At 52.0% G+C, this 24,687-nt stretch carries 24 protein-coding genes and 1 pseudogene; 11 read left to right on the top strand and 14 right to left on the bottom strand.

What is annotated here, in order from left to right; translation table 11 throughout:
• The first annotated feature begins 72 nt into the window (after positions 1-72).
• From BZG73_RS10635 to BZG73_RS10625, 3 genes are all read left to right on the top strand, one after another.
• Entirely contained in the window at positions 73-1,752 is a 1,680-nt protein-coding gene (locus BZG73_RS10635) for an aspartate:alanine antiporter (RefSeq protein WP_046073105.1), read from the top strand.
• A gap of 101 nt (positions 1,753-1,853) precedes the next feature.
• Positions 1,854-2,528: a response regulator gene (locus BZG73_RS10630; protein WP_077668270.1), complete on the top strand. Its 675-nt coding sequence runs from the start codon at positions 1,854-1,856 to the stop codon at positions 2,526-2,528.
• Positions 2,529-2,531: 3 nt separating this feature from the next.
• On the top strand, positions 2,532-3,899 hold the full coding sequence (locus BZG73_RS10625; protein ID WP_077668269.1) for an ATP-binding protein: 1,368 nt from the start codon (positions 2,532-2,534) through the stop codon (positions 3,897-3,899).
• 128 nt (positions 3,900-4,027) lie between these two features.
• Here the strand turns inward: BZG73_RS10625 and pgsA are convergent, their stop codons facing one another.
• The 4 genes from pgsA to BZG73_RS10605 form a co-directional block, all read right to left on the bottom strand.
• Entirely contained in the window at positions 4,028-4,588 is a 561-nt protein-coding gene (pgsA, locus tag BZG73_RS10620; protein WP_077668268.1) for a CDP-diacylglycerol--glycerol-3-phosphate 3-phosphatidyltransferase, read from the bottom strand.
• Positions 4,589-4,637: 49 nt separating this feature from the next.
• The gene (uvrC, locus tag BZG73_RS10615) at positions 4,638-6,470 is read right to left on the bottom strand and encodes an excinuclease ABC subunit UvrC (RefSeq protein WP_077668267.1); all 1,833 of its coding nucleotides are present in this window, start codon (positions 6,468-6,470) and stop codon (positions 4,638-4,640) included.
• A 29-nt stretch (positions 6,471-6,499) separates the two neighbouring features.
• Positions 6,500-7,144: a UvrY/SirA/GacA family response regulator transcription factor gene (gene uvrY, locus BZG73_RS10610; protein ID WP_077668266.1), complete on the bottom strand. Its 645-nt coding sequence runs from the start codon at positions 7,142-7,144 to the stop codon at positions 6,500-6,502.
• A 281-nt stretch (positions 7,145-7,425) separates the two neighbouring features.
• Positions 7,426-8,877, bottom strand: coding sequence for an NAD-dependent succinate-semialdehyde dehydrogenase (locus BZG73_RS10605; RefSeq protein WP_077668265.1), 1,452 nt, complete (start codon positions 8,875-8,877; stop codon positions 7,426-7,428).
• 253 nt (positions 8,878-9,130) lie between these two features.
• On the opposite strand from BZG73_RS10605, the pseudogene BZG73_RS10600 reads away from it, so the two are divergent.
• Together BZG73_RS10600 and trxC are read left to right on the top strand one after the other, a co-directional pair.
• Positions 9,131-10,266: pseudogene (locus BZG73_RS10600) on the top strand (M14 family metallopeptidase).
• A 139-nt stretch (positions 10,267-10,405) separates the two neighbouring features.
• The gene (trxC, locus tag BZG73_RS10595; protein WP_046073098.1) at positions 10,406-10,837 is read left to right on the top strand and encodes a thioredoxin TrxC; all 432 of its coding nucleotides are present in this window, start codon (positions 10,406-10,408) and stop codon (positions 10,835-10,837) included.
• A gap of 55 nt (positions 10,838-10,892) precedes the next feature.
• Here the strand turns inward: trxC and BZG73_RS10590 are convergent, their stop codons facing one another.
• Positions 10,893-11,342: an Lrp/AsnC family transcriptional regulator gene (locus BZG73_RS10590; RefSeq protein ID WP_077668264.1), complete on the bottom strand. Its 450-nt coding sequence runs from the start codon at positions 11,340-11,342 to the stop codon at positions 10,893-10,895.
• 147 nt (positions 11,343-11,489) lie between these two features.
• Between BZG73_RS10590 and BZG73_RS10585 the strand changes: the two genes are divergently transcribed.
• Complete coding sequence (locus tag BZG73_RS10585) at positions 11,490-12,413, top strand: DMT family transporter (RefSeq protein ID WP_077668263.1); 924 nt, start codon at positions 11,490-11,492, stop codon at positions 12,411-12,413.
• A gap of 28 nt (positions 12,414-12,441) precedes the next feature.
• Here BZG73_RS10585 and htpX read toward each other — a convergent pair whose 3' ends face one another.
• Complete coding sequence (htpX, locus tag BZG73_RS10580) at positions 12,442-13,320, bottom strand: protease HtpX (RefSeq protein WP_046073095.1); 879 nt, start codon at positions 13,318-13,320, stop codon at positions 12,442-12,444.
• Between the two features lie 498 nt (positions 13,321-13,818).
• Here htpX and BZG73_RS16070 point away from each other — a divergent pair, with 498 nt between their 5' ends.
• Positions 13,819-13,992, top strand: a complete 174-nt coding sequence (locus tag BZG73_RS16070) for a hypothetical protein (protein ID WP_167369754.1) — start codon at positions 13,819-13,821, stop codon at positions 13,990-13,992.
• A gap of 83 nt (positions 13,993-14,075) precedes the next feature.
• On the opposite strand, the gene bioD is transcribed toward BZG73_RS16070, so the two are convergent.
• The 4 genes from bioD to bioB are packed head-to-tail and all read right to left on the bottom strand — an operon-like array spanning position 14,076 to position 17,807.
• Positions 14,076-14,750 carry a dethiobiotin synthase gene (gene bioD, locus BZG73_RS10575; RefSeq protein ID WP_077668262.1) on the bottom strand — a complete coding sequence of 225 codons (675 nt, stop codon included), beginning with the start codon at positions 14,748-14,750 and terminating at the stop codon, positions 14,076-14,078.
• Complete coding sequence (bioC, locus tag BZG73_RS10570; RefSeq protein ID WP_077668261.1) at positions 14,743-15,537, bottom strand: malonyl-ACP O-methyltransferase BioC; 795 nt, start codon at positions 15,535-15,537, stop codon at positions 14,743-14,745. Before bioC ends, bioD begins: the two co-directional genes overlap by 8 nt.
• Positions 15,534-16,748, bottom strand: a complete 1,215-nt coding sequence (locus BZG73_RS10565; protein WP_077668260.1) for an aminotransferase class I/II-fold pyridoxal phosphate-dependent enzyme — start codon at positions 16,746-16,748, stop codon at positions 15,534-15,536. Before BZG73_RS10565 ends, bioC begins: the two co-directional genes overlap by 4 nt.
• Before the next feature lie 6 nt (positions 16,749-16,754).
• Complete coding sequence (bioB, locus tag BZG73_RS10560) at positions 16,755-17,807, bottom strand: biotin synthase BioB (protein ID WP_077639099.1); 1,053 nt, start codon at positions 17,805-17,807, stop codon at positions 16,755-16,757.
• Between the two features lie 108 nt (positions 17,808-17,915).
• On the opposite strand from bioB, the gene bioA reads away from it, so the two are divergent.
• Positions 17,916-19,190 carry an adenosylmethionine--8-amino-7-oxononanoate transaminase gene (bioA, locus tag BZG73_RS10555; protein ID WP_201247901.1) on the top strand — a complete coding sequence of 425 codons (1,275 nt, stop codon included), beginning with the start codon at positions 17,916-17,918 and terminating at the stop codon, positions 19,188-19,190.
• 81 nt (positions 19,191-19,271) lie between these two features.
• Here bioA and BZG73_RS10550 read toward each other — a convergent pair whose 3' ends face one another.
• The 4 genes from BZG73_RS10550 to BZG73_RS10535 all read right to left on the bottom strand — a co-directional run bounded on the left by BZG73_RS10550 (position 19,272) and on the right by BZG73_RS10535 (position 22,552).
• Positions 19,272-19,697 carry a VOC family protein gene (locus BZG73_RS10550; RefSeq protein WP_235606054.1) on the bottom strand — a complete coding sequence of 142 codons (426 nt, stop codon included), beginning with the start codon at positions 19,695-19,697 and terminating at the stop codon, positions 19,272-19,274.
• Positions 19,698-19,826: 129 nt separating this feature from the next.
• Complete coding sequence (locus BZG73_RS10545) at positions 19,827-20,369, bottom strand: GNAT family N-acetyltransferase (RefSeq protein WP_077668257.1); 543 nt, start codon at positions 20,367-20,369, stop codon at positions 19,827-19,829.
• Positions 20,366-21,580, bottom strand: coding sequence for a multidrug effflux MFS transporter (locus BZG73_RS10540; RefSeq protein ID WP_077668256.1), 1,215 nt, complete (start codon positions 21,578-21,580; stop codon positions 20,366-20,368). Before BZG73_RS10540 ends, BZG73_RS10545 begins: the two co-directional genes overlap by 4 nt.
• Positions 21,581-21,754: 174 nt before the next feature.
• The gene (locus tag BZG73_RS10535; RefSeq protein ID WP_077668255.1) at positions 21,755-22,552 is read right to left on the bottom strand and encodes a MetQ/NlpA family ABC transporter substrate-binding protein; all 798 of its coding nucleotides are present in this window, start codon (positions 22,550-22,552) and stop codon (positions 21,755-21,757) included.
• A 155-nt stretch (positions 22,553-22,707) separates the two neighbouring features.
• Between BZG73_RS10535 and BZG73_RS10530 the strand changes: the two genes are divergently transcribed.
• The 3 genes from BZG73_RS10530 to BZG73_RS10520 all read left to right on the top strand — a co-directional run bounded on the left by BZG73_RS10530 (position 22,708) and on the right by BZG73_RS10520 (position 24,644).
• Entirely contained in the window at positions 22,708-23,277 is a 570-nt protein-coding gene (locus BZG73_RS10530; RefSeq protein WP_046073085.1) for an LON peptidase substrate-binding domain-containing protein, read from the top strand.
• A gap of 126 nt (positions 23,278-23,403) precedes the next feature.
• Positions 23,404-23,973, top strand: a complete 570-nt coding sequence (locus tag BZG73_RS10525; RefSeq protein WP_101494496.1) for a sigma-70 family RNA polymerase sigma factor — start codon at positions 23,404-23,406, stop codon at positions 23,971-23,973.
• Positions 23,970-24,644, top strand: a complete 675-nt coding sequence (locus BZG73_RS10520; RefSeq protein WP_077607130.1) for a ChrR family anti-sigma-E factor — start codon at positions 23,970-23,972, stop codon at positions 24,642-24,644. Before BZG73_RS10525 ends, BZG73_RS10520 begins: the two co-directional genes overlap by 4 nt.
• The last annotated feature ends 43 nt before the right edge of the window (positions 24,645-24,687 follow it).

Below are 24,687 nucleotides of genomic sequence, written 5' to 3'. Positions count from 1 at the left end.
CAAAGTGTGATTAAGGTTGGTATAATTTTCACCACATTAACCCCCCTGCACGCTCTGTCGGACATTTGTGCTGTGAATATAGACGTCAATAACCTCCTGCTCCAAAACGATATTTTACTCCTTTTTGTGGTTCTCGCCCTCGGCCTCGCAGTCGGAAAGATCAAAATTGGTAGTGTGCAACTCGGCGGATCCATCGGCGTGTTGTTCACCGCGATCATTTTTGGCAACGCGGGGTTCACCTTCTCGCCTGATACCCTCAGCATCGGCTTTATGCTGTTTATCTACTGCGTAGGAATTGAGGCGGGGCCCAACTTTTTTGGCGTCTTTTTCCGCGACGGAAAATCATACCTATTGCTTGCCTTAGCGGTGTTACTCAGCGCCATTGGCTTAACCCTGTTCTTCCAAAACCATTTGGGGTTGGATATCAGCATTGCCACCGGCATGATGGCCGGCGCGCTTACCGCCACGCCGGTATTGGTGGGCGCGAAAGATGCGCTTAACTCCGGCTTAACCGGCGCGGAAGGCGAACAGCTGGGGATGATGATTGATAACCTCAGTGTCGGCTATGCCATGGCTTACCTCACCGGCCTAGTGAGCTTGATTGTACTGGCGAAATTGATGCCGAAGTTGCAGCGCCATAACCTTGAGCACTCCGCCCAACAGATTGCGATTGAGCGCGGCTTGGGCAGCGAATCACAGCGTAAGGTCTATTTACCCATTATTCGTGCGTATCGGGTCGGGCCTGAATTGATCGATTGGATTGATGGCCGCAACCTGCGTGAGTTGGGTATTTATCGCCAAACCGGCTGTTATATCGAGCGTATTCGCCGTAAYGGTATTTTGGCTAACCCTGATGGGGACGCCATTTTGCAGCAAGGCGACGAGATTGCCTTAGTGGGCTATCCCGACAGCCATGCGCGGCTGGACCCCAGCTTTCGTAACGGTAAAGAAGTGTTTGACCGCGATCTGCTCGACTTGCGCATTGTCGAGGAAGAAATCGTGGTGAAAAATGACAGCGTGGCGCAGAAAAAGCTGTCGGATTTAAACTTGTCGGAATATGGCTGCTTTTTAAACCGAGTGGTGCGCGCTCAGGTTGAGATGCCGATGGATCAAGGAATTATCCTCAACAAAGGCGATGTGCTGCAAATCAGTGGAGAGAAAAGCCGCGTAAAAGGCTTGGCCGACCGCATCGGCTTTATTTCGATTCATAGCCAGATGTCGGATTTGCTCGCCTTTTGCTGCTTCTTCATCTTGGGACTGGGCTTGGGGATGATCACCCTTACCTTCGGTCAAGTGACCTTTGGCCTGGGTAATGCCGCTGGCTTGCTGTTGGCGGGGATCAGCCTCGGCTTTTTACGTGCCAACCATCCCACATTTGGCTATGTGCCCCAAGGGGCGCTGAATATGGTCAAAGATCTCGGCCTGATGACCTTTATGGCTGGCATTGGACTGAGTGCCGGTAGCCGGCTGTTTGATTACATCGCGGACATGGGCTTTTCGGTGATCTTGGCCAGCATTGTGATCAGTGTTATTCCAGTGATTGTCGCCTATTTGATTGGCGCGTATGTGCTGAAGATGAACCGCGCGCTCTTGTTTGGCGCGATCATCGGGGCAAGAACCTGTGCGCCGGCGATGGATATGATCAATGAGCATGCCCGCAGTACTATTCCTGCTTTGGGCTACGCGGGCACTTATGCGATTGCCAACGTTATTTTGACCTTAGCCGGCACCTTGATGATTATTTTGGTGTAACGTCACGCGAGAGACGGTCGCTGAGTCAGCCAAAATTCAGTTTATTAAACCTATAATAAAGGCGTCCACCTCGGGCGCTTTTTTGTTTTACAGGGGCTTTTATGCAGGTTCTTATTATTGAAGATGACTCGATTTTAAGTCATCACCTGAACACCGAACTCAGTGAACTCGGCCACCATGTTCGCTGTGCCAACACTGCCAGCGAAGGGCTTTATTACGCTGACCAATACCCCAATGATATTGCCATTGTTGACCTTGGTTTGCCCGATCAAGATGGCATTAGCCTAATTCGTGATATTCGCGCCAAAGGGCTGCGCCTGCCGATTTTGGTGCTCACGGCGCGCGCCAATTGGCAAGATAAAGTCACGGGATTAGATGCCGGCGCGGATGATTATTTGGTAAAGCCGTTTCAAAAACCGGAACTGGTGGCGCGATTAAACGCATTGGTGCGTCGCAGTGCTGGTTTTGTGAAGCCCACTATCACCGCTGGCGATATCGAGTTAGATTTGTTGGCGAAATCGGTCACCGTCAACGGGCAAGCACTGGAGCTCACCGCCTTTGAGTACGATTTGTTTGAGTACCTAATTCGTCACAGTCGCGAAGTGATCTCCAAGCAACGCTTGCTCGATGTGCTGTATCATGACCAAGATGGCGACCCTAACACCATTGAGGTGATGATCAGTCGTCTACGTAAAAAGCTGATCCAAACCGGACACGACAACCCCATCTCGACCGTGCGTGGCCAAGGCTACCTGTTCGAGATCCAAGCTGAGTAAACCATGAAACTAGGCCAACTTACCCTTTGCCAATGTCGCCCCCGACTGCGCACCCGCGTACTCGCCACCTCCATTGGCATTATTCTCCTTTTCTCGATTGCGCTCGCGGCCTTGATTAATAAGCTGTATCAGCAAAATTCAATGGCGGCTTACTCGCGCGATCTGGCCTCACAAATTCCGATGGTGATGGCGCAGCTCAGTAAAGACGGGCTGATCCGCGCTGACCAGCTGACGGCTTGGATTCAATCGCTTGACCCGTCCAGCAGCGATTATATGTCGGTGCTATGTACGCCCGATAACCACACGCTGTGGACCTCACGCGATGTGCAAGCGTTTAATATCGACGATATCTGCACACATATTCCCAACGAAGCGAAAAAGCCGCAGTACCTTTCCATTGCTGGCTTTAACGTGGTAGCGCAACGGCTTTCATCAGAAAAACAACCCGGTGATAGCGAAAATCGGCTGTTTGTGCTGCGCAACGTCGACAAACAAAAACAACAGTTAGCCGATTTAGAAGCAGAGACCTGGTTTTACATCAGCCTGCTGTTTGTCTCGGCGTCGGCACTCGTGGTTGCCGCGTGTCATTGGAGCTTTTCCCCACTGCGCCGCTTGGCCAGAGAGCTGATCGCGATTACTGAATCACGCCAACAAACACTGGATAACGATTACCCTGATGAGCTGCAAGATGTCACCCAAGCGCTTAACCGGATGATCACCCAGCGGGAAAAGCAAAAATCCCGTTATCGCCACGCCATGGATGATTTGGCGCACAGCTTAAAAACGCGTTTATCCGCCACCAATGCTCTGCTCGATGATAATCATCTGTCGCGCGAGCAGCTGAATAAGCGGATTTTAGAGCAAGTCAGCCAGATGGATGACATGGTGCAATATCAGCTCAAACGCGCATTGGTGGGGCAGTGTGGGCTGAAACGCGAAGATAGCCCACTCAGCGCACCGATTGATAGCCTGACCGGCATGTTAGATAAGGCCTATCGCGATAAACCCGTGAAAGTAGTGCGAGCGTTTGATGAAAGTGCGTCTTTACCGGTGCACCGCAGTGATTTGATGGAGTTACTCGGTAACTTGCTGGAAAACGCCTATCGGTTTTGCCTTGAAACGGTGCAAATCCGGCTCGACGATCACGGCGAGGTATGGCAATTGGCGATTGAAGACGATGGCCCCGGGGTACCAGAGCAATATCGGGAAAGCATATTCCAGCGTGGGGTGCGTGCCGATCAGCTCAATCCTGGCACTGGCATTGGATTAGCGGTGTGCGATGAAATCATTGCCAGTTACGATGGCAACATCCACGCCAGCGACTCCCCGCTGCAAGGGGCGGCCTTTGTGCTGACCATTCCTAAGCGCTAAGCCAGACGCCAACAAACCGGCCGGTGCTTTCGCGCTGCCACCAGCAGCAACCAAAAAACGCAGCCCAAAGAGTGGCTGCGTTTTTATTGATACGTCACGGACGTGAATGCGTTTGCTGAGCGCCCGGTTTATTCATCTTCCGGATCGGCAAGCAAGTCGTCTTTGGCTGCCATCATGTACTGATACATCGACCAATAGGTCAGGCCTGCCGCAGCGTACAGCGCAATGTAACCTAACCATTCAATCCAAGGCGCGCCATGCCAAAGCAGCATGGTCAGTGCGAACATTTGTGAGCCGGTTTTAAATTTCCCCACCCAAGAGACCGCGACGCTGGCACGTTTGCCGATTTCTGCCATCCACTCGCGCAGGGCTGAAATAATCACCTCACGCGCAATCATGGTTGCCGCGGGAATGGTGATCCAAATAGAGGCGTAGTGCTCAACAATCAGTACCATGGCAATCGCCACCATCACCTTGTCGGCGACGGGATCTAAAAAGGCACCAAAACGGGTCGATTGCTTTAAGCGACGCGCTAAATAGCCATCTAACCAATCGGTGGCACCAGCAATCACAAAAATCAGTGCCGCCGCAAACGGCGCCCAGGCATAAGGCAGATAGTAGGCAACAACAAAGACCGGAATAAGCGCAATGCGCAAAAAGGTCAAAATGGTAGGTATATTTAGACGCATGCTCAGCTTTTTATTTTAGGATTAACTGGGTTATGGTGCCCCATTGCCACTAACCTTGCAATGAGGAATGAATTTTCTCTGCCAATGTGGCACTGATCCCGGGCACCTTGGCGATTTCTTCAACACTGGCGTTTTTCAGCTCTTGAATACCGCCCAAGTATTTCAGCAAGGCCTGGCGACGTTTAGGTCCTACGCCATCAATTTGGGTAAGCACACTTTGCTTGCGCGCTTTGCCCCGTGCCGCGCGGTGTCCGGCAATGGCATGATCGTGGCTTTCATCACGAATATGTTGGATAAGGTGCAATGCCGGCGAGTCTGCAGGCAACGAAAACTCCTCGCCCGAGACCTTAATCAAGGTTTCGAGCCCCGGCTTACGGCTGGTGCCTTTAGCTACCCCTAAAATGAGCGGGTTAACCGGCCAATCAGCGATCAACGGCTCGAGCACCTCCCAAGCACGGCTGAGCTGGCCCTTACCCCCATCGATTACAATGATATCGGGGATTTTTTCTGGCTCTACTTGCTTGCTATAACGGCGCGTCAGTACCTGCGCCATTGCGGCATAATCATCACCACCGGTGATCCCTTCGATGTTGTAACGACGATACTCTTTTTTCAGCGGCCCGTCTTGGTTAAACACCACGCAAGAGGCGACCGTTTTTTCGCCCATGGTGTGGCTGATATCAAAGCACTCCATCCGCTTAACCGGCTCTAAGCCTAAGGTTTCTTGCAGCGCTTGGTAGCGATTCTGGATGGTCATCCGATGGTTGATTTTGCTGGTCAAAGCGGTGCGCGCATTGGTGTTGGCCAGCTTCAAAAAGCGGGCTCTGGCCCCACGCGGACGGCTTTGCAGACGCACATTGCGACCGGCAATTTCACTCAAGGTATTCGATAACCAACCCAGATCATCACCGATATCGTCAGAAATCAGAATATGGCTGGGAATGGTGCGCCCTTCTGCTTGCGCCAGGTAAAACTGGCTGACAAAGCTTGAAACCACTTCACCAGGGTCGGTTTCTGCCGGCATCTTAGGAAAGTGGCTACGACTGCCCAGCACTTTGCCTTGGCGCAGGAAGAGCACATGAATGCACGCCACCCCGTTTTCTAGTGCAAAGCCGATAACGTCGATGTCGTCATCGCTGTCTTGCGAAACAAACTGCTGCTCTTGTACGCGGCGCAACGCTTGGATTTGGTCGCGATACTCCGCCGCTTTTTCAAATTGCAGCTGTTGGCTAGCGGTTTCCATTTTGGCGACCAAGCTGTCGATCACTTCGCGGTCTTTGCCTTGCAAAAACATACGGGCGAAATTGACTTGCTCGGCGTAGTCGTCATCACTAATCAGTCCTGGTACACAAGGGCCAGAGCAACGACCAATTTGATACATTAAGCAAGGCCGACTGCGGTTGGCATACACCGAGTCTTCACACTGGCGAACCGGGAATATTTTCTGCAACAGATGCAGGCTTTTGCGTACCGCATTGGCATCAGGAAAGGGACCAAAATATTCGCCCTTTTTCTTTTTCGCGCCGCGGTGTATCGCCAGCCGTGGATGCTCGTGAGCACTGAGGTAGATGTAAGGGTAAGACTTGTCGTCTCGCAGCAATACATTGTATTTGGGGCGGTGCTGCTTGATGAGGTTGTGCTCAAGGATCAATGCTTCGGTTTCGGTGTGGGTCACCGTCACCTCTACATCGGCGATGTTACGCACCAAGGCTTTGGTTTTCTCACTGGAAACCTGCACCCGAAAGTAGCTCGCTAGGCGTTTGCTAAGGTCTTTGGCCTTGCCCACATAGATAATTTCACCCGCGGCGTTCATCATGCGATAAACGCCGGGCTGGTGAGGAACGGTTTTTAGAAAGCTTTTCGCATCGAAGGTGTTCGGCACTGCGCGGTCTCGTCCTGGATTACTTCGCGTTACAGGGTTTCGGTGTCGAGCATGCCGTGCCTGATAGCAAGGTGGGTCAATTCCACATCGCCATTGATCCCCAACTTGCTGAATAAGCGATAACGGTAACTGTTCACCGTTTTCGGGCTCAGGCTAAGTTGCTCGGAAATGTCGGTAACCTTTTGCCCTTTGGTGATCATCAGCATGATCTGCAATTCACGCTCTGACAGTTCTTTGAAAGGATTATCTGAAGAGGCAGAGAACTGACTGAGTKCCATTTGCTGGGCAATATCCGGTGAAATATAACGCTGGCCGCTGTTGACCATGCGGATCGCGTTCACCACTTCATCGGCACCGGCTCCTTTGGTCAAATAACCCGCCGCGCCGGCTTGCATCACCTTGGTTGGAAACGGGTTTTCTGTATGGATCGTGAGCACGATAATCTTGGCGTCCGGCGAGTAACGAAGCAACTTGCGTGTCGCTTCCAACCCACCGATGCCTGGCATATTCATGTCCATTAGGACAATATCGGCGTGATTTTGCCGGCACCACTTGAGTGCAGCTTCACCGCTGTCGGCTTCCCCTACCACTTTTATGCCACGAACGTCTTCTAAAAGACGTCGAATCCCTGTGCGAACCAGCTCGTGATCATCTACAAGGAACACATTGATCAATCTTGTATCTCCACTTGGTTTGGTTCGCCAACATGCTGCAACAAGGCAACGGTTGGACTTCTCTTACGCATATTACTTGAGTTTTACCACGGATGAAAAGCCAACAACAGAGCGGATGTGGGCAAATGCAAATATTCATACATCAAGCCACCAAAAAACAGTCAACCTGACTGAATTATCACCAATTTGATGACATTCGAGGCAAGTTGACTGCAATAAACAGCGTAAAACCCGCTTTACGTGTCAGCAATTTTTAACACTTCGCGGGGCAAACACCCAAGTTAAGACAAGCTCAAGCATAGGTACTTCATTTCTAGGTACTCATCCAGTCCCCATTTAGAGCCTTCACGACCCAGGCCTGATTGTTTCACCCCGCCGAAAGGCGCAACTGCGGTCGAAATCAAGCCGGTGTTGATTCCTACCATGCCATATTCCAGCGCTTCTGCCACCCGGTGCACACGGCTAATGTCTTTGGCATAAAAGTAAGACGCTAAACCAAATTCGGTGTCATTGGCCATGGCGATGGCGTCCGCTTCTTCTTCAAAAGAAAACAGCGGTGCCACGGGGCCAAAGGTCTCTTCTTTGGCTATCCGCATCGCTGGGGTCGCATATTTAATCACCGCCGGTTGGGTGTAGTTTTCACCCAGCTCAGGGCACGCGCCACCCAGCTCAATCGCCGCACCTTTTTGCTTGGCATCATCCAGATGGGCATTCACTTTGTCCATTGCCCCTTTGTTGATGAGTGGGCCAATGTCTACACCGTCGTCGGTGCCTTTCCCCACCTGCAATTGACTTACCGCTTGGGTAAATTTCTCGGCAAAGGATTCATACACACCCGCTTGTACGTAGATGCGGTTCACACAGACACAGGTTTGCCCTGCGTTACGAAACTTGGCTGCCACCGCACCTTCAACCGCGGCGTCAATATCAGCATCATCAAACACAATAAAGGGCGCGTTGCCGCCTAACTCCAATGAGAGCTTCTTGATACTTGGGGCACATTTTTCCATCAACTGTGCGCCGATTTCAGTGGAGCCGGTAAACGAGAGCTTACGGACGCGTCTGTCAGCACATAAGGTATCGCCAATTGGACCCGACGCCCCGGTCACCACACTGATCACTCCAGCAGGTAGACCGGCTCGTAACGCGAGCTCACCGAGAGCCAATGCCGATAACGGCGTATCACTGGCAGGCTTCACTACCATGGTACACCCCGCCGCCAGTGCCGCGGCCGCTTTGCGGGTGATCATTGCTGCCGGAAAGTTCCACGGGGTAATCGCCGCGGTCACGCCAATCGGCTGCTTGATCACTGAAATACGCTTATCCGTTTGCTCCGCGGGAATGGTTGCGCCATACACGCGCTTCGCTTCTTCTGAAAACCACTGTAAAAATGACGCGGCATATTGGATCTCGCCCGCGGCTTCTTTCAGTGGCTTGCCTTGCTCAGCCGTCATGATCGCGGCTAAATCATCTTTATGCTCGAGCATTAACTCGTACCAGCGGTAAAGCACGTCAGCCCGCGCTTTGGCGGTTAAATCTCGCCATTCGGGTAGCGCAGCATCCGCGGCATCAATGGCGCGGCTGGTTTCCTCCGCCCCCATATTAGGTACCGTCGCCAAGTGCTCTCCGTTCGCAGGATTGGTCACTGCGCGGGTTTGTTGGCTATCGGCATCAACCCACTTGCCATTGATCAGTGCCTGCGTTTTTAAAAGCTCAGGATCCTGCAAATGCATAGTGGCTCCTTGTTTGTTGAGGAAAAGATAATCACTGAGGAAAAAGATAGTCATAGCGTGATAAGGGCACCTTGCCAGCTAAGACGCAGTACGACAAGATAAGGCGCAATACTGTTAATAATAAGCCAGTAAAGCCATCTTGCCTAAATGAGTAGATATTTGATGGCAAGAACGTCGCGAAAGGTTTTACGACAAAAGGCGGATTTTTAAGGTGCAAACACAGCTGGCCTCTCAAACCGATAAAGGATGCTCTATGCGTATTTTTAGCCAGTTCGACAGCGGGAATATTGCGTTGTTAACGATGACGACATCAACAACATTCAACTTGCCATTCACCACGACAATCAGTCTGAGTTTTATCAATGGTTCCACTTTCGCTTAGAGGCGCAAGTGAATCAGGCTCACACACTGCATATTCAGCAACTGGCAGGCTCAGCCTACCCTGAAGGCTGGAAAGATTATCAGGCGGTCGCCTCTTACGATCGCGATACCTGGTTCCGCGTCCCCACCGAATTTGACGGCGATACACTGACCATTAACGTAACGCCGCAACATGGCTCGATGTATTTCGCCTACTTCGCGCCGTATAGCTATGAGCGCCACCTGGATTTAATTCACCAAGCGCAGACCTATCCACAATGTCAGCTAGAAACCCTCGGCCAGACCTTGGATGGGCGCGATATTAGCCTACTGAAAATTCGTGCCGATTTAGGTGAATCCGTCCAACCGAAAACACCGATTTGGCTGATTGCTCGCCAACACCCAGGCGAAACCATGGCGGAATGRTTTATCGAGGGGCTGCTCGACCGATTGCTTGACGACACCGACACCACTGCCCGTGCGCTGTTGGAAAAGGCCGACGTTTACGTGGTGCCCAATATGAACCCCGACGGCAGCGTGCGCGGCCACTTGCGCACCAATGCGGTGGCCGCCAACTTGAACCGAGAATGGCAAGCCCCTACGCTTGAGCGCAGCCCCGAGGTGTATCATGTTCGTGCGCGTATGGAGCAAACAGGGGTGAAAATGTGCCTCGATATCCACGGTGATGAGGCCATCCCATATAACTTTGTTGCCGGTTGCGAGGGGATCCCTTCTTACGATGCGCGTATGGCGGATTTAGAGGACAGGTTTAAGCGTGCCCTACTCACCGTGACGCCAGAGTTCCAAGACGAGCACGGCTATGACAAAGACGCACCTGGCAAGGCCAATCTGACCGTGGGCTCAAACTGGATTGGTGAGCGTTTTAAATGCTTGTCGTACACAGTTGAAATGCCATTTAAAGATCATAACGACCAACCGGACCCGGATTTTGGTTGGTCACCTGCGCGCAGCCAAGCCTTCGGTCGCGATATGCTCAGTGCCATCCTCAATGTGGTGGATGCACTCTAGCGCGCACTGAATCAATAACACCTTATGAAAGCCGGTGCCGTGTCATCGGCTTTTTCTATTTGAGTGATTGATAAATTCAACTTGGGCGAGCGACGTCACCCGCTTATATTAGACACAAATAATTCAACGAGGAAACCCAATGACAACCTTGACCTCACGCTGCCCTCACTGCCAAGCCATGAACCGCATTCCAAACGAGCGGGTGAATGACGCGCCCAAATGCGGCAAGTGTCAGTCTGATGTGCTGGACGGTAAACCGATTGAGGGCACCAGCGAAAACTTTAACGCGTTGCTAAATAGCGATGTGCCTGTCGTGGTCGATTTCTGGGCCCCGTGGTGTGGCCCATGCCAAAGCTTCGCGCCTGCTTTTGCGGCAGTGGCCGAGCAAGAAGAAGGCCGCGCACGTTTTGTTAAAATCGATACCGAAGCGCAGCAAGCATTGGCGGCGCAATATCGTATTCGTAGCATTCCGACGCTAATGGTATTTAAAAACGGCGAGCGCGTTGACGTACTCAACGGTGCCCTGCCACAAAATGCCTTTAGCGACTGGTTGAGCCAGCACCTTAGCTAATCGCTATTCGCTATTCGCTATTCGCTAACCACTATTTCACATTAATAGCGCGGCGCTACACTTTTAGCGCCGCGCCTTGTTTTACCGCGCGGATCGCCACATTGGTATTGATGTCTTTGACCATCGCCAAGGTTTGTAGCTGGCGCATAAAGGCTTCATAGTGCGGTAAATCTCGCGTCACCACTTCCAATAAATAGTCATAAGTACCTGAGATCACGTGGCCGTTGATGACTTCATCCATTTCCACCAATGCGTGCTCGAAGGTAACAATCGCCTCTTCTCGGTGATTGCTCAAACTCACGTTGACAAAAAAGGTCATGTTAAGCCCAATTCGCAGGCGATCGAGCGTAACCTGATAGGACGCTATCACCCCATCGGCTTCCAGCTTTTTGATTCGTCTTGCACAAGGCGAAAACGACAACCCAACGGCATCAGCGATTTCCGCCGTGGTGCGGCGCGCATCGTCTTGTAACAGCGCCAGAATGGCTTTGTCTTTACTGTCCAAACCCTCTCCTTGGTAATTTTCATCAATTATTCACTAATATCCGATGATAACCACTAATAGGGGATGAAACTACCCGTTAATTTGCCACCAATCCCTCCCTTGACGCTGCCACACTAACTGCATCCATTATCAAGGAAGTGATCAACCATGCCTGCCACCTCTCAACGTTTATTAGGCCTCGCCGCCATGCTTGTCACCGTGACCATTTGGGCGAGCCTGTTTATATCCTTGCGTCAGGCCAGCCAGTCGGTATTAACCAGTGGCGATATTGCTCTACTGCGCTTTTTGCCTGCGGCGCTGCTATTTGGTTGGCTGAGCCGTCATCGTGTGCGCCATATTTTTGCCATGCGCAAACGTTATCTGTTTGCGATTGCCTTCGGGGCAGGTTTACCGTTTTATCTGCTCGCCGCCACAGGGATGCAGTTTGCCCCTGTCGCCGATGGCGCCTCGTTAATTCCTGGGATCTTGCCACTGTTTGTCTCCGCCATTGCTTGGAGCGTTTATGGCGAGTCGCTCTCGGTGGGACGACGATTAGGGATTGGGTTGATCGTGATAGGCATTGGCGCATTTTTGTGGCATTCGCTGTTCTTCTCACCGTGGAGCGTCACCCAAGGCCATTTGATTTTGCTCGCAGCCAGCATCAGTTGGGCGTGGTTTACCATTGGCGTACGTGTCACGGGCTTAAATGCCGCAGAAGCCGGAGCGGTATTAGCGATGTCAGCCGTCTTGCTGCTGCCCGTGGGCGCGATGAGCGGGCTGATCTCGTTTAATCTGCTCCAAGCGCCTTTCGGTGAGCTGGGCTACCATGTACTGGCGCAAGGCTTGGGCGTGGGGATTATTGCCAATTACAGCTATGCATTTGCGATTCGCCGTTTGGGCGCAGAAATGAGTGCCGCAATAGGCGCATTCACGCCCGTGGTGGCCGCACTGATCGCGATTCCCGTGTTCTCGGAAACCGTCAGTGCGCTTACCGTGGTAGCGATGGCGTTGATTGTATTGGGTGCGGTGCTCGCCAGTGAGGGGATAAAGTGGCGTCGCGCACARACAAAAAGCGGCCCGCAGGCCGCTTAATCGATGACTCGGCGTAAACGCTATCCGATTATAGATAGTCGCCACGACGCAAGGCATCGATACGTTTTTCTAGCGGTGGGTGAGTCATAAATAGCTCACTCAGCGTTTTCTTACCGTTGATGCCAAATGCCATCATTGAGCCTTCTAGTTTCGGCTCGTGGCTGACTTTCAAACGCTCCAGCGCAGCAATCATTTTCTGTTTGCCCACCAGCTGCGCCGAGCCTGCATCCGCGCGGAACTCGCGATGACGGCTAAACCACATGGTGAGAATGCTAGCCAGAATACCAAACACGATTTCTAACACTGACGAGACGAGGAAATACATCATCCAGTTGCCGCCGCCTTCGCCTTCTTCGTCACTGTTCATGCCACTCACCGCACCGGCGATAACGCGGGCAATAAAGATCACGAAGGTGTTCACCACCCCTTGCATCAAGGTCATGGTGACCATGTCGCCATTGGCAATGTGGCTGATTTCGTGCGCCAGCACGGCTTCGGCCTCATCACGGGTCATGTTTTGCAGCAGGCCACTTGATACCGCCACCACAGAATCGTTGCGTTTCGCTCCCGTCGCAAAGGCGTTGATGTCAGGCGAGTTATATACCGCCACGGTTGGCATACCAATGCCAGCGCGCTGCGCCTGTTGACTGACAGTATTCATTAGCCAGTGCTCGGTTTCATTGCGTGGATGCTCAATCACTTGCGCCCCCACCGAGCGCAATGCCATTGATTTTGACATCAGCAACGATATAAACGAGCCGCCAAAACCAAATACCGCTGCCAGTACCAGCAACCCAGATAAGCTCCCCGGTTGCATGCCTGTCACGGCATAAATGATATTCAGCACAATGCTAAATACGACCAGTACCGCAAGGTTGGTAGCGAGAAATAATCCTAAGCGTTTCATGGTGTGTCTCCGTCGCTTAAACCCAGTGTTTAGCGCTTATTTGTTGTAATGATAAAAATAGTATGGGCATTAATGATAAAAACAATCCTTTGATGCAATTTGTTACGAATAAATCCCAGTCGTCGCTTGTGGCGCCCGTACCATCCAGCTCTCTGCACCGACCAGTTAGTGTGGCACGTTATTTCGATCTGATCTAAACAAATTGTGATATCGCGCAACTCTTAATTTTTAACAATCCATTCAAATATTTAACAAGCATCGAGGCAGAAAAGCCCAATAAAAAAGACAAAAACAACCCAATATAGACTTTGGTCGAGTTGTCATCGCGGTTTACTCAGGCTAATTTATGCGCAGCTGTTTAAAACTATGACGCTGATGCACTGCGTAAGACAACAAAGTAATGGGCAGTCGGCGGTCATATCAACCATTAAGTTTATAACCACCCAGTGTGGACAACCTAACCTTAACAACGCAACGCGTTATCAATGGAGTGAGACCATGGCAGAGCAAGAAAACTACCGAGTCGCTATCGACATCTTAACCTGTCATCTCGGCATGAGCTTCGATGAAGCCTGCTCAGAGCTTGGGTTAGCGTCGGATGACGCGACAGCGGCGCGCCAAATGGCCGAGGTTCAGCAAAGCCTAATGGGTATTCGAGACGACCAGAAGTAATTGTCTACCCGCATTGACTACCTGAATAGACAAAAAGCCAGCACAGCGCTGGCTTTTTTGATCGCGACATTCTCGCAATATGTTTACAACGGCTTAATATCTAAGTGGCTCGCGCATTGTGCTGGCGAGGCATCGGCAGCAAACGGCAAGTGCCCCAGACAAGGCGCATCTAAATGCGCATCAAGATAACGCACCATTTCATCACTGTGCTGCACTTTGGGAGCAACGGCGTTTGCCACCCATCCAGCTAACGTAAGCCCGCGTGCACGTATGGCCTCTGCGGTGAGTAAAGCATGGTTTAAACAGCCAAGTTTAATTCCCACCACCATGATCACTGGCAGTTGATGGGCAACCACCCAATCGGCAAGCGTTTCAGTCTCACTGAGTGGCACTTGCCAACCGCCGGCGCCCTCTACCAATACCGGACTGGCCTGCTGTTTTAAATGCGCGAGCCCATCGCTCAGCACCTGGGTGTCGATGGGCTTGTTGGCTAACACCGCCGCCCAGTGGGGCGAGCACGGCGTTTCTAACAACACTGGGTTGATAGCGGCATACGGCAATGCGATCGCACTGGCGTGCTGCAAAGTGACAGCGTCACTATTTAGTTGATGTTCAGGCGCTAAATCGGCACCAGCAGCGACAGGTTTATAGCCCACCGCTTGATAACCTTGTTTGATAAAAGCGTGCAACAGCGCCGCCGTGGTATAGGTTTTCCCCACTTCGGTGTCGGTGCCGGTAATAAAATAACTGTCATGCATGGTGGTTAATCACTATGTAGCCAATTTGATAGGTCGCCGGTAAGTTGTTGGCGGCAAGTGCAAAACGCTGATACGCCTTTTCTACCGCGCTAAACTGCGCTCTTGTCGCCAGCCCTTGCTGCCCCGCCCCTTGGGGGCGATAAGTGGCGCCAATGCCTTTTAAGCTTTTCATCACCGCATGGGCATTGGCAAAGGTGAGCTGTTCGCTTTCTTGCAACACGGTTGCGTGCCTAAGCCCGGCGCGTTGGGTCGCCTGCTGTAATCCAGACAACGTGATAAAGCGGTTCACCCGTGATGTGCCGCATGCTTGTTGCCACGCGCTGTCGAGTTCACACAGTGATCCGGTGAGCAGTGTCGAGACAAGAATTTTCCCGCCGGGTTTGACGACCCRACTCAGCTCCGCCAATGGCACATGCAAATCGTCACACCATTGCAGCGCTAACGAGCTAAATGCCAGATCGACACTGTTGTCGGCCAGTGGCAAATGCTCCGCATCAGCTTGTACGCCTAGCATGGCATTGCCGCAGCGCGCTTTTGCCGTCGCAAGCATAGGGGCGCTGAGATCCAGTCCAATCACTGTCCTAGCGTGAGTCATCCACTGCTGGGTGAAATAGCCGGTGCCACAGCCGACATCTAAGACGGTGGCATGTCGGACAGCTTTCCGCTCTGACTCAGCCAATGCCATTAACCGATGGCCGACACGGCGCTGCAGCGTTGCACTGTCATCATAATGGGACGCGGCGCGACCAAACGCGCGGGCAATCGCTTGTTTATCGGCGACGGTCATGGCGTCACCTCGGACGCTTTGTCGCTTGCTAATACCGGCTTCAGCGCCTCGATCAGTGCGGTGATATCTGTTTTTTGATGCTGTGCCGACAAGCTGATCCGCAGACGTGCAGTGTTGGCAGGTACAGTCGGTGGCCGAATCGCCCCGACCCGAATATGCGCCTTCATCAAGGCGTGATTCACCTGCTGTAACGCTGCCAAATCACCGATAATCAGCGGCTTGATAGGGCTAGGCGTCGCGAGCAGTTGCGGGAAGGGCTGCGTATTTAAAGCGTGCGGTTCGAAAGCAGACGTCGTCTCTAACCAGTCGTGGAGGCCTTGCGTTAACTGTTCGGCATGAGCGCTGAGTGTTTCTCGCCGCCAATGCTCTGTTCGTGCCAGCCTAATCGCATCCTCAATGAGTGCCGCTTGCGCAGGTGGCATAACGGTCGAATACACATAATGGCGCGCGAACTGACGCAAATAGTCAATGATGGTGGGAGAAGCCAGCACTGCCGCCCCTGCAACGCCCAAGGCTTTTCCAAACGTGACGACTAATATATCCGGCCGTGCGCCACGACTGATACTGCCCTCGCCTTCTAGACCCAACACACCAATCCCATGCGCATCATCCAGTGCCCAGAGCGCCCCCGATTGGTTGGCAATCGCGGCAAGGCTTTCGGTTGGCGACACATCACCATCCATGCTGAATACCCCTTCCGAGACAATCAGCGATGCGGACGGCTGGGTTTRTTTCGCGAGCAGTTGGCGAAGGTGTGCCATGTCGTTATGACGAAAACGGCGCTGTGTGGCAGGGCTCAATACGCCAGCCTCAATCAAGGAGGCATGGTTGAGTTTGTCTTGAAACAAGACATCGTCTTTACCTAACAGCGTAAGCAGCAACGCTTGGTTGGCGGCAAAACCACTGTTAAACAATATCGCTTGCGGGTAACCGAGCCAGTCACACAGCTGATCACAAAGGGATTGATGCGCCGCGGTAAAACCAGATACCACAGGCGAGGCCGTTGCACCCACACCCCAGCGTTCAAGGTGCTGCTGCGCTTTTTTGACCAGCCGCGGGTCTTGCGCAAGGCCCAAGTAATCATTCCCCGCAAAGTTGCGCCATGACTCGGCGACGGCATTGTCACCACTTTGCCGCCATAAGCCTTGTTGCTGGCGAGCGACCAGTTCGCCTTGGTAACGACGGGTCAGCGCTGATGTTGTATCAGTCATGGGGACTTAGACACTGGCATCGTAGAACAAATCGCCCTCTTGCGGGCGCGCTGCGACTCGCTCGGCCACTTGCTCAAGTAAGTCGTGCTCAGTGACTTGATCGGGCTTTTGGCTGACCGCTTCGCGATTAATACCCAGCTTTTTAAATAGCTGCATATCCGCATCTTCGTCAGGGTTTGGTGTGGTCAACAGCTTGCAGCCGTAGAATATCGAGTTGGCGCCAGCCATAAAGCACAAGGTTTGCATTTGCTCGTTCATGTCTTCGCGCCCGGCAGACAGTCGCACTGCCGATTTGGGCATCATGATCCGCGCCACCGCAATAATGCGGACAAAATCGAATGGGTCGACGTCATCGACGTTCTCAAGCGGTGTGCCTTTCACTTTGACAAGCATGTTGATTGGCACGCTTTCTGGGTGAGCCGGCATGTTGGCGAGTTCAACCAGCAAACCAGCGCGATCGCGAGCACTTTCGCCCAGCCCAATAATGCCGCCGGAACACACCTTCATTCCCGCGTCTCGCACGTTGGATAAGGTATCGAGGCGTTCTTGATACGTCCGCGTGGTAATAATGTTGCCGTAAAACTCAGGTGAGGTATCGAGATTGTGGTTGTAGTAATCCAAACCCGCCTCGGACAAGGTCTTGGCTTGCTCCGCATCCAACATGCCCAGTGTCATGCAGGTTTCCAACCCTAATCCTTTGACGCCTTGGATCATATCAAGCAAATACGGCATATCGCGTTGCTTGGGATTTTTCCAGGCGGCGCCCATGCAAAAGCGCGTCGCGCCTGAAGCTTTGGCTTTTTCTGCCGCTTCGAGCACGCGTTCCACTTCCATTAACCGCTCTTTCTCAACATCGGTGCGATACCGCGCACTTTGCGGACAATACTTGCAATCTTCTGGACACGCGCCGGTTTTGATCGATAACAGTGTGCTGACTTGCACTTGGTTGGCAGGATGGTATTCACGATGCACTTGCTGCGCTTCAAACAGCAAATCCATAAAGGGTTTATCGAACAATGCTTGCACTTCCTGTGCGGTCCAGTTGTGTCTTATTTCCACGCGGTTTTCCCCGTTGTTGTCGTTTTAATGCTTGGCTAGTCTACCCACAGACGTTAACCTGTCAACACGTCAAGATAATACTAGTTTACATCTGATTTATTTATGAGCATAAACACCCATTTTGACCGCGAGCATATCTGGCATCCCTACACCTCAACGCTCGACCCTTTGCCTTGCTTGCCCGTCTCACACGCAAGCGGCGCCGAGCTCCATCTTGAAGATGGCACTGTTCTGATTGATGGTATGTCATCGTGGTGGGCAGCCATTCACGGCTACAACCACCCTGCTTTGAACACCGCAGCGCATCAGCAAATCGATAAAATGTCGCATGTGATGTTTGGCGGTCTCACCCACCAGCCCGCCGTATCGCTTTGTGAGCGCTTGGTCGCGCATTCTCCCGCCCCGCTCACGCAAGTGTTTTTGGCCGATTCAGGATCTGTGTCAGTAGAAGTCGCGCTTAAAATGGCGATGCAATATTGGCAGGGACGCGGCGAGTCACGCGCGCAGTTTTTGACCTTGCGTCATGGCTATCATGGCGACACGTTCGCCGCCATGTCGGTGACGGATCCTGATAATTCGATGCACAAACTCTACAAAGGGTTTCTGCCCCAGCATCATTTTGTGCCTTCCCCACAAAGCCGCTTTGACGGTGAGTGGGATCCTAGCGATATACGCCCTATGCGCGAAGCACTCGCCTCACATCATGGACAACTCGCTGCCGTGATCTTAGAGCCCATCGTGCAAGGCGCAGGCGGTATGCGCTTTTATCATCCCGAATACCTGCGTCAAGTGCGCGCTCTGTGCGATGAATTTGATGTGCTGCTGATTGTGGATGAAATCGCGACTGGCTTTGGCCGAACAGGAAAACTATTTGCGTGTGATCACGCGGGGATCAGCCCAGATATACTCTGCGTCGGTAAAGCACTGACCGGCGGCTACATGACCTTGGCCGCCACGCTAACCACCCGCCATGTGGCCGATACGGTCTGTAGCGGTGATGCAGGCTGTTTTATGCACGGCCCCACCTTTATGGGCAATCCACTCGCCTGCGCCGTGGCCTGCGCCAGCATTGATACCTTGCTGGAAAGTAACTGGCCGCAGACCGTCGCGCACATCGAGCAGCAGCTAAAAACCGGCTTAGCGCCTGCTCGCGCCCTCGAGTGTGTGGCGGACGTGCGTGTGCTTGGCGCAATTGGCGTGATAGAGCTGACCGATCCGGTGAGCCTGGCCGATATTCAACCCTTAATGACCGCCCAAGGCATTTGGGTTCGCCCGTTCGGCAAACTGGTGTATGTGATGCCACCTTATTGCATCCGCGACGACCAACTCCACCAACTCACTCAAGGCATGATCACCGCAATTAAGCAGTTTTTTGGTGAGTAGAGAGTCGATGACGCACACACCGCCCCGTTGAGTAAGGGGCGGTGCTTCTCTTTGGGAAAGCGAGCAGTGCGGCTTTGTGCGTTACTCGTAGAGGTATCTTTCTTCGGTTTTGTCGGATGAGTAAGCGACCAATTCCCACTCAAAGCCGGCTTTATCATAGAAATACATCCGCTTGCGGTGGGTTTCGTGCGCCATTGACCCATTGGGCTGATACCCTTTTTCAAGTAGGCGTTCGCGGATAGCATCGATATCATCAATGATCAGGCCAATATGGTTCACGCCTTGAGATTTATAGGTACTGCGTGGCTGTATGCTGGGCTCTGAACTTGGGTTGGGCTCTTGCAGCGCAAAATAGCAGTGCTCATTGCCCACATGCACCCAACGATATCCTTTTGGCGACTGGGCATCTTGGCGAACTTTAAAATCGGGGACAGCCACCGCCAAAAACGCTAACGCCGCATCCATGTCCACCACAGTAATATTGACGTGTTCGATTGTTGTCATCATTCATTCCCTTTATCCGTGCTATCGAAAACTGAGCTTGGAAAGCTAAACATCGAAGGCAAGGATAAAACCTCAAGATAACTTGAGGTCAACGAACAAAACAAAATCAGTGATCTGGGGAAAACATTTAAATCATGCTGCGGTATAGGTGTAGATCCAGTCGTCGTAAAACACTCCGCCGATAGAGAAGGCATCGGGTTCAATCCGGCTGAGTTGAAACCCTACCTTTTCTAGCACGCGCGCAGAGGAAAGATTACCGGCGGTTACCGTCGCGTTGATGATTCGCGCATCACCATGATGGATGGCAAAATCGGTGACGGCCTGCAAAGACTCAGTCCCATAGCCACGCCCGTGATAAGGCGGCAACAGTATATAGCCGACTTCCGCGGCACCCTGCTCAAGTAAAAAACCGGTGACGCCGATTGGCGTTTTCGTCGCCGTCTCTACAATCACCAAACACAACCAGTGCTTAGCGTCAGGAGACCAGGGCGTAAGCCGTTGCTCAAATCGGGTTTCAATCTCATCCAGTGGCATCGGGTCAAAACATTGCGCAATCACGGCATTGTCTGTGTGTAGGCGGTGGAACAGCGGCCAGTCCGCTTTGACCATTGGCCGCATGCTCAGGCGTGGGGTTGTCAGCGGAAACAGGCCCGTTTCCAATGTTGTATTTGTCATGATGCCTCACTCGGGGTACTGGCCACGTTGACTTTCGGTGCCGCAAAACCGCGGAAGATATTGTGCACGGAGAGCAGCGCGCACACACCCACTACCACACCAAGGTGCCATGCTTCGCTAACGCCCAAGCTCAATAGCGCCATACTCATCAACGCAGAAATAATCATCTGTCCACCACCGGAGAGCGCAGCGACGGTGCCGGCTTGGTTAGAGTAAGGTTGCATCACCTGCGATTGGGCGCACGGCAGCGCAATCCCGTTGCCAAACACCATAAAGAACTGCCCAATCATCAGCAGTAACGGGTCCATCGGGGTGAGCCATAACCAAACCGCAGAAATGAGCTGCATCACCGGTGCCATCAACAGCATACGCTTGGTGCCCAAACGCGGACGAATGCGCGAAACTAGCGCACTCCCCAACAATAAGCCACAGGTCGGAATAAGCGCCCACAGCGCATATTGATCCGAGGTCATACCGATGCGCTCTTGCATTAAAAATGGCATCAGCGACACCGTGGTGATCACCAAGGTAAAATTCACCCAGCTAATACTGGCGAAATAGAGAAAATACGGTGTTTTTAGTAGTGCGCCATAACGGCCGAGGATCACCTTCACATTGGGCAACGGTGAACGAGTATGCATGCTTTCTTTAAACAGGAAAAACAGTACGCACCACACCAAGCTGGTGTACACCATCAGCAAAATAAAGATCGCCAGCCAGCCTAAGTTATGGTTAACAAAACCACCAATCACAGGAGCCACAATAGGCGTAAATGAGGCGACCATGATCAGATATGACATGGCTTGAGGAAGCTGATCCCCCGAATACGAGTCACGGGTAAAGGCACGTGAGAGCACAGCACAGCAGCCGGTCCCCATTCCTTGGATGCAGCGGCCAATGACCAGGCCAGTGAAGCTGGCGCTAAAACTCACCATCACGGTTAAGCCAATCAGTGAAAGCAACACACCGGCTAACAACACGCGGCGACGGCCAAGCGCATCTGAGATAGGCCCATAGATAAACTGTGATGGTCCAAAGCCAAGTAGATAGGCAGAGATTAGCAGTTGGACATTGTCCATACTGAGGTTGAAATCTCGGGCGATCCAGGGCAAAGACGGAAATACTAAACCCATGCTGAATTGCCCAATGCTGACGGTCAGGCATGCCAGCAATACGGGCGACCAATTAAATGGGCGACTAGCCGATTGCATCCAGTTTCCTATGCGTTTTATTGATGTGGGGAGGTAGACGTCGCGATCCTAGCACATTGTGGATCACCGACAGATCACTATGGTAACAGTAATAACTGTATGAGTGGTAAACAAATAGTGACGTTTGGCCATCGGCCAGCGTTGCACTGGCCGATTTCACTGGGTGACAATAAATTAAAACGCAGGCTCTATGGTGCCATTAAAGGTATCTTGCAAAAACTGACGTGTTTTGTCGGACTGGAATAACGCGAGTAATCGCTGATACGTCGGGTTATCTTGATCGTCTTTGCGTGCGGCCACCACCATAACGGCGAGAGGCGCATCTTTAGATTCCAAGAAAATGCCCTGCTCGCTCGGATCGAGTCCTGATGACATCACATAATTCATGGTGATCGCCGCGGCATCGACATCTTGCAAACTGCGAGGCAGTTGTGCCGCTTCTACTTCCACAAATTCGAGCTGTTTAGGGTTGGATTGAACATCTTGCAGCGTGGCTTTAAAGCCAACATTGTCAGCCAACGTAATCAATCCTGCGTCTTCCAGCAATAACAGCGCGCGACCCGCATTTGTGGGATCATTGGGGATCGCAATTTGTGCGCCATTCGCTAACGCCTCGACCTTGTCGACTTTGTCAGAATAAATCCCCATCCGCATTAAGATTGAGCGACCAATCGCTACCAACTCGCTATTGTGGTTTTGATTGAAATTGTCGAGAAACGGCTGATGCTGATAACTGTTTAAATCCAAACTACCATCCGCTAACCCTGCATTAGGCGAGATGTAATCAGAGAACTCTACGACTTCAACATCAATCCCTTCTTCTTTCGCTTGCTCAGCCACCGATTCAACCACTTGCGCGTGGGGACCGACCGTTGCGCCAATTTTAATGGTTTCAGTTTGGTCGGAACACCCTGAGAGGAATACCGCCGCGAGAAGTATCGCGAGACTTGCGCTGAGTTGTTTTATCTTCATTCCCTTTACCTTGCTAACTGGCCATTTAGACATCCAGAATGCCATATAGATGATTAATGTCAATACGATTAGCTTGATACAAGGGCCGGCTTGATCGCATCCATTGTCCTACGCGTAATGGAGGACATGTTAAATCGATAGAAGGAGGCATGAGTATGACTAAGCTGTTTCCTTTGCCCCTGTTTTTGTTACCGGGAGGCAGAGCCAAACTGCGCATTTTTGAACCTCGTTATTTACGCCTCGTCCGTGAGTGCTCAGCGAATCAAGAAGGATTTGTGCTGGCAATGATGCAGGGAAAGCGTCTTTACAAGTACGGCACCTTAGTCGACATCGTCGATTTCGAAACACTGCCCGACGGCTTGCTAGGGATCACGATCGCCGGTCGCCAGCGGGTAGAAATTATGTCGACGGACCAAGAAGCGGACAAACTTTGGGTAGGCGATGTGCGCGCACTCAATGATTGGCCTCATGATGAGCATTTGGGTGAGGCGCAAGCCGACGACAAAGCGCGTATCGCCTCAGGGCTCAAACACGTCTTTGCCGCTCACCCTGAACACGCAGAACAATATGAAGCGCCTCATTTCGAAGATTTAACTTGGAGCTGTCAGCGCTGGCTCGAAATTTTGCCGCTTTCTAATGCTCAAAAACAATGGTTTATTGCTCAAGAATCAGCAGAAGAAGCGAAACAATTTATCAGTCAGCTTCTCGAAGAGGAAGTCGAGTGATCCAATCACTGCTACCCACGTACTGGTAGCCAAATGGACGGCTACGACAGATAGGACTCAACTATGACTGCGCCACAAACCATGTATACTGAGACCACCATTTCCAGACGGGACACGCGTGCCAACATGACTGACGTGACGAAGGAAGAGTTGTCTGCATTATTATTGAAAGTCTCGGAAGACCGTGACCGTGTTGCCTTCGAGCGCCTGTTCCGGTTTTTTGGCCCTAAGATTCGCTCTTACGGCGCCAAGCATCTCCGTGCTGATGGGCAAGCGATGGAGCTTGTGCAGGAAACCATGTTGGTTGTGTGGCGAAAAGCGCATTTGTACAACGCCGATAAAGGCGCAGCGACGACGTGGGTCTTTACCATCATGCGTAACATTAGCTTCGATATGTTGCGTAAGGTGCAATCGAACCGGGAAGACAACTTCAGTGATGATATTTGGCCCGTGCTCGAATCTGGCCAGCAGGACAATGAGTCGGATGCTGGTGCGCAATATATGATGGATCAAGAGTTGCTGTCGTTCATTGATGAGTTACCCGACGTGCAACAACAAGTGGTGAGAGGCGTGTATCTGAAACAGCTTACTCACCAAGAGTTGTCAGAACAGTTAAACGTGCCGTTGGGCACCGTAAAATCCCGATTGCGTTTAGGTCTGGAAAAGCTCCGCAATCACCTGGAGGTTAAACAATGATTAAATATCACCCATCGACCGACTTACTTGACGCGTTTGCCGCTGGCAAACTGCCCACCTCGATGGCGATTGCGTTGTCAGCACATGTTGAGCTCTGCCAGGAATGCCAGGCATATGTCGCCGCTGCAGAAGCCTCGCTTGCAGATTCAGCGTTCGACGAGGAAGAAATAACCGTTGCTGATTGGGATTATGCGGCTGAAGACGAAATGCTTGCTGCCATTTTCGAAGATGCAGCGGCCAATGATGGTGCCGTCGATGCGCAAACACCAGTCCGTGCAACACAAATAAGTGTGAGTAACAAGACCTACACGTTGCCACGCGCGCTACAGCGCTTTAGCGACTCTAACTGGTCATCATTTGGCAAAGTACAGCGCGCCCGGTTGAACCTTGATGAAGGGGCAACACGTGCCAGTTTCCTCCATATTGATGAAGGCGGCTCGGTGCCTGCGCACACGCACAAAGGCTATGAGTTAACCCTTTTGCTTGATGGTACGTTCGAGGATGAAAGTGGCGAATACGTACCGGGTGATTTTATTTTGCTCGATAGTCGCCATCATCATACGCCATTCACCAAACAAGGGTGTTTGTGCTACACGGTGGCCGATGCACCGCTTTATTTCACCAAAGGTGTGAGCAAATTACTCAATACCGTGGGACATGCGATTTACTAAAAAATTCTGTGTTAGTTGTTATCCTTCTGGCGGCTGCGAAGCC

Source organism: Salinivibrio siamensis (genome assembly GCF_001996005.1).
In the GTDB taxonomy this organism is placed as follows: domain Bacteria; phylum Pseudomonadota; class Gammaproteobacteria; order Enterobacterales; family Vibrionaceae; genus Salinivibrio; species Salinivibrio siamensis.
The sequence above is the reverse complement of the archived record's forward strand: the minus strand, read 5'-3'. Positions and strand labels throughout refer to the sequence as shown.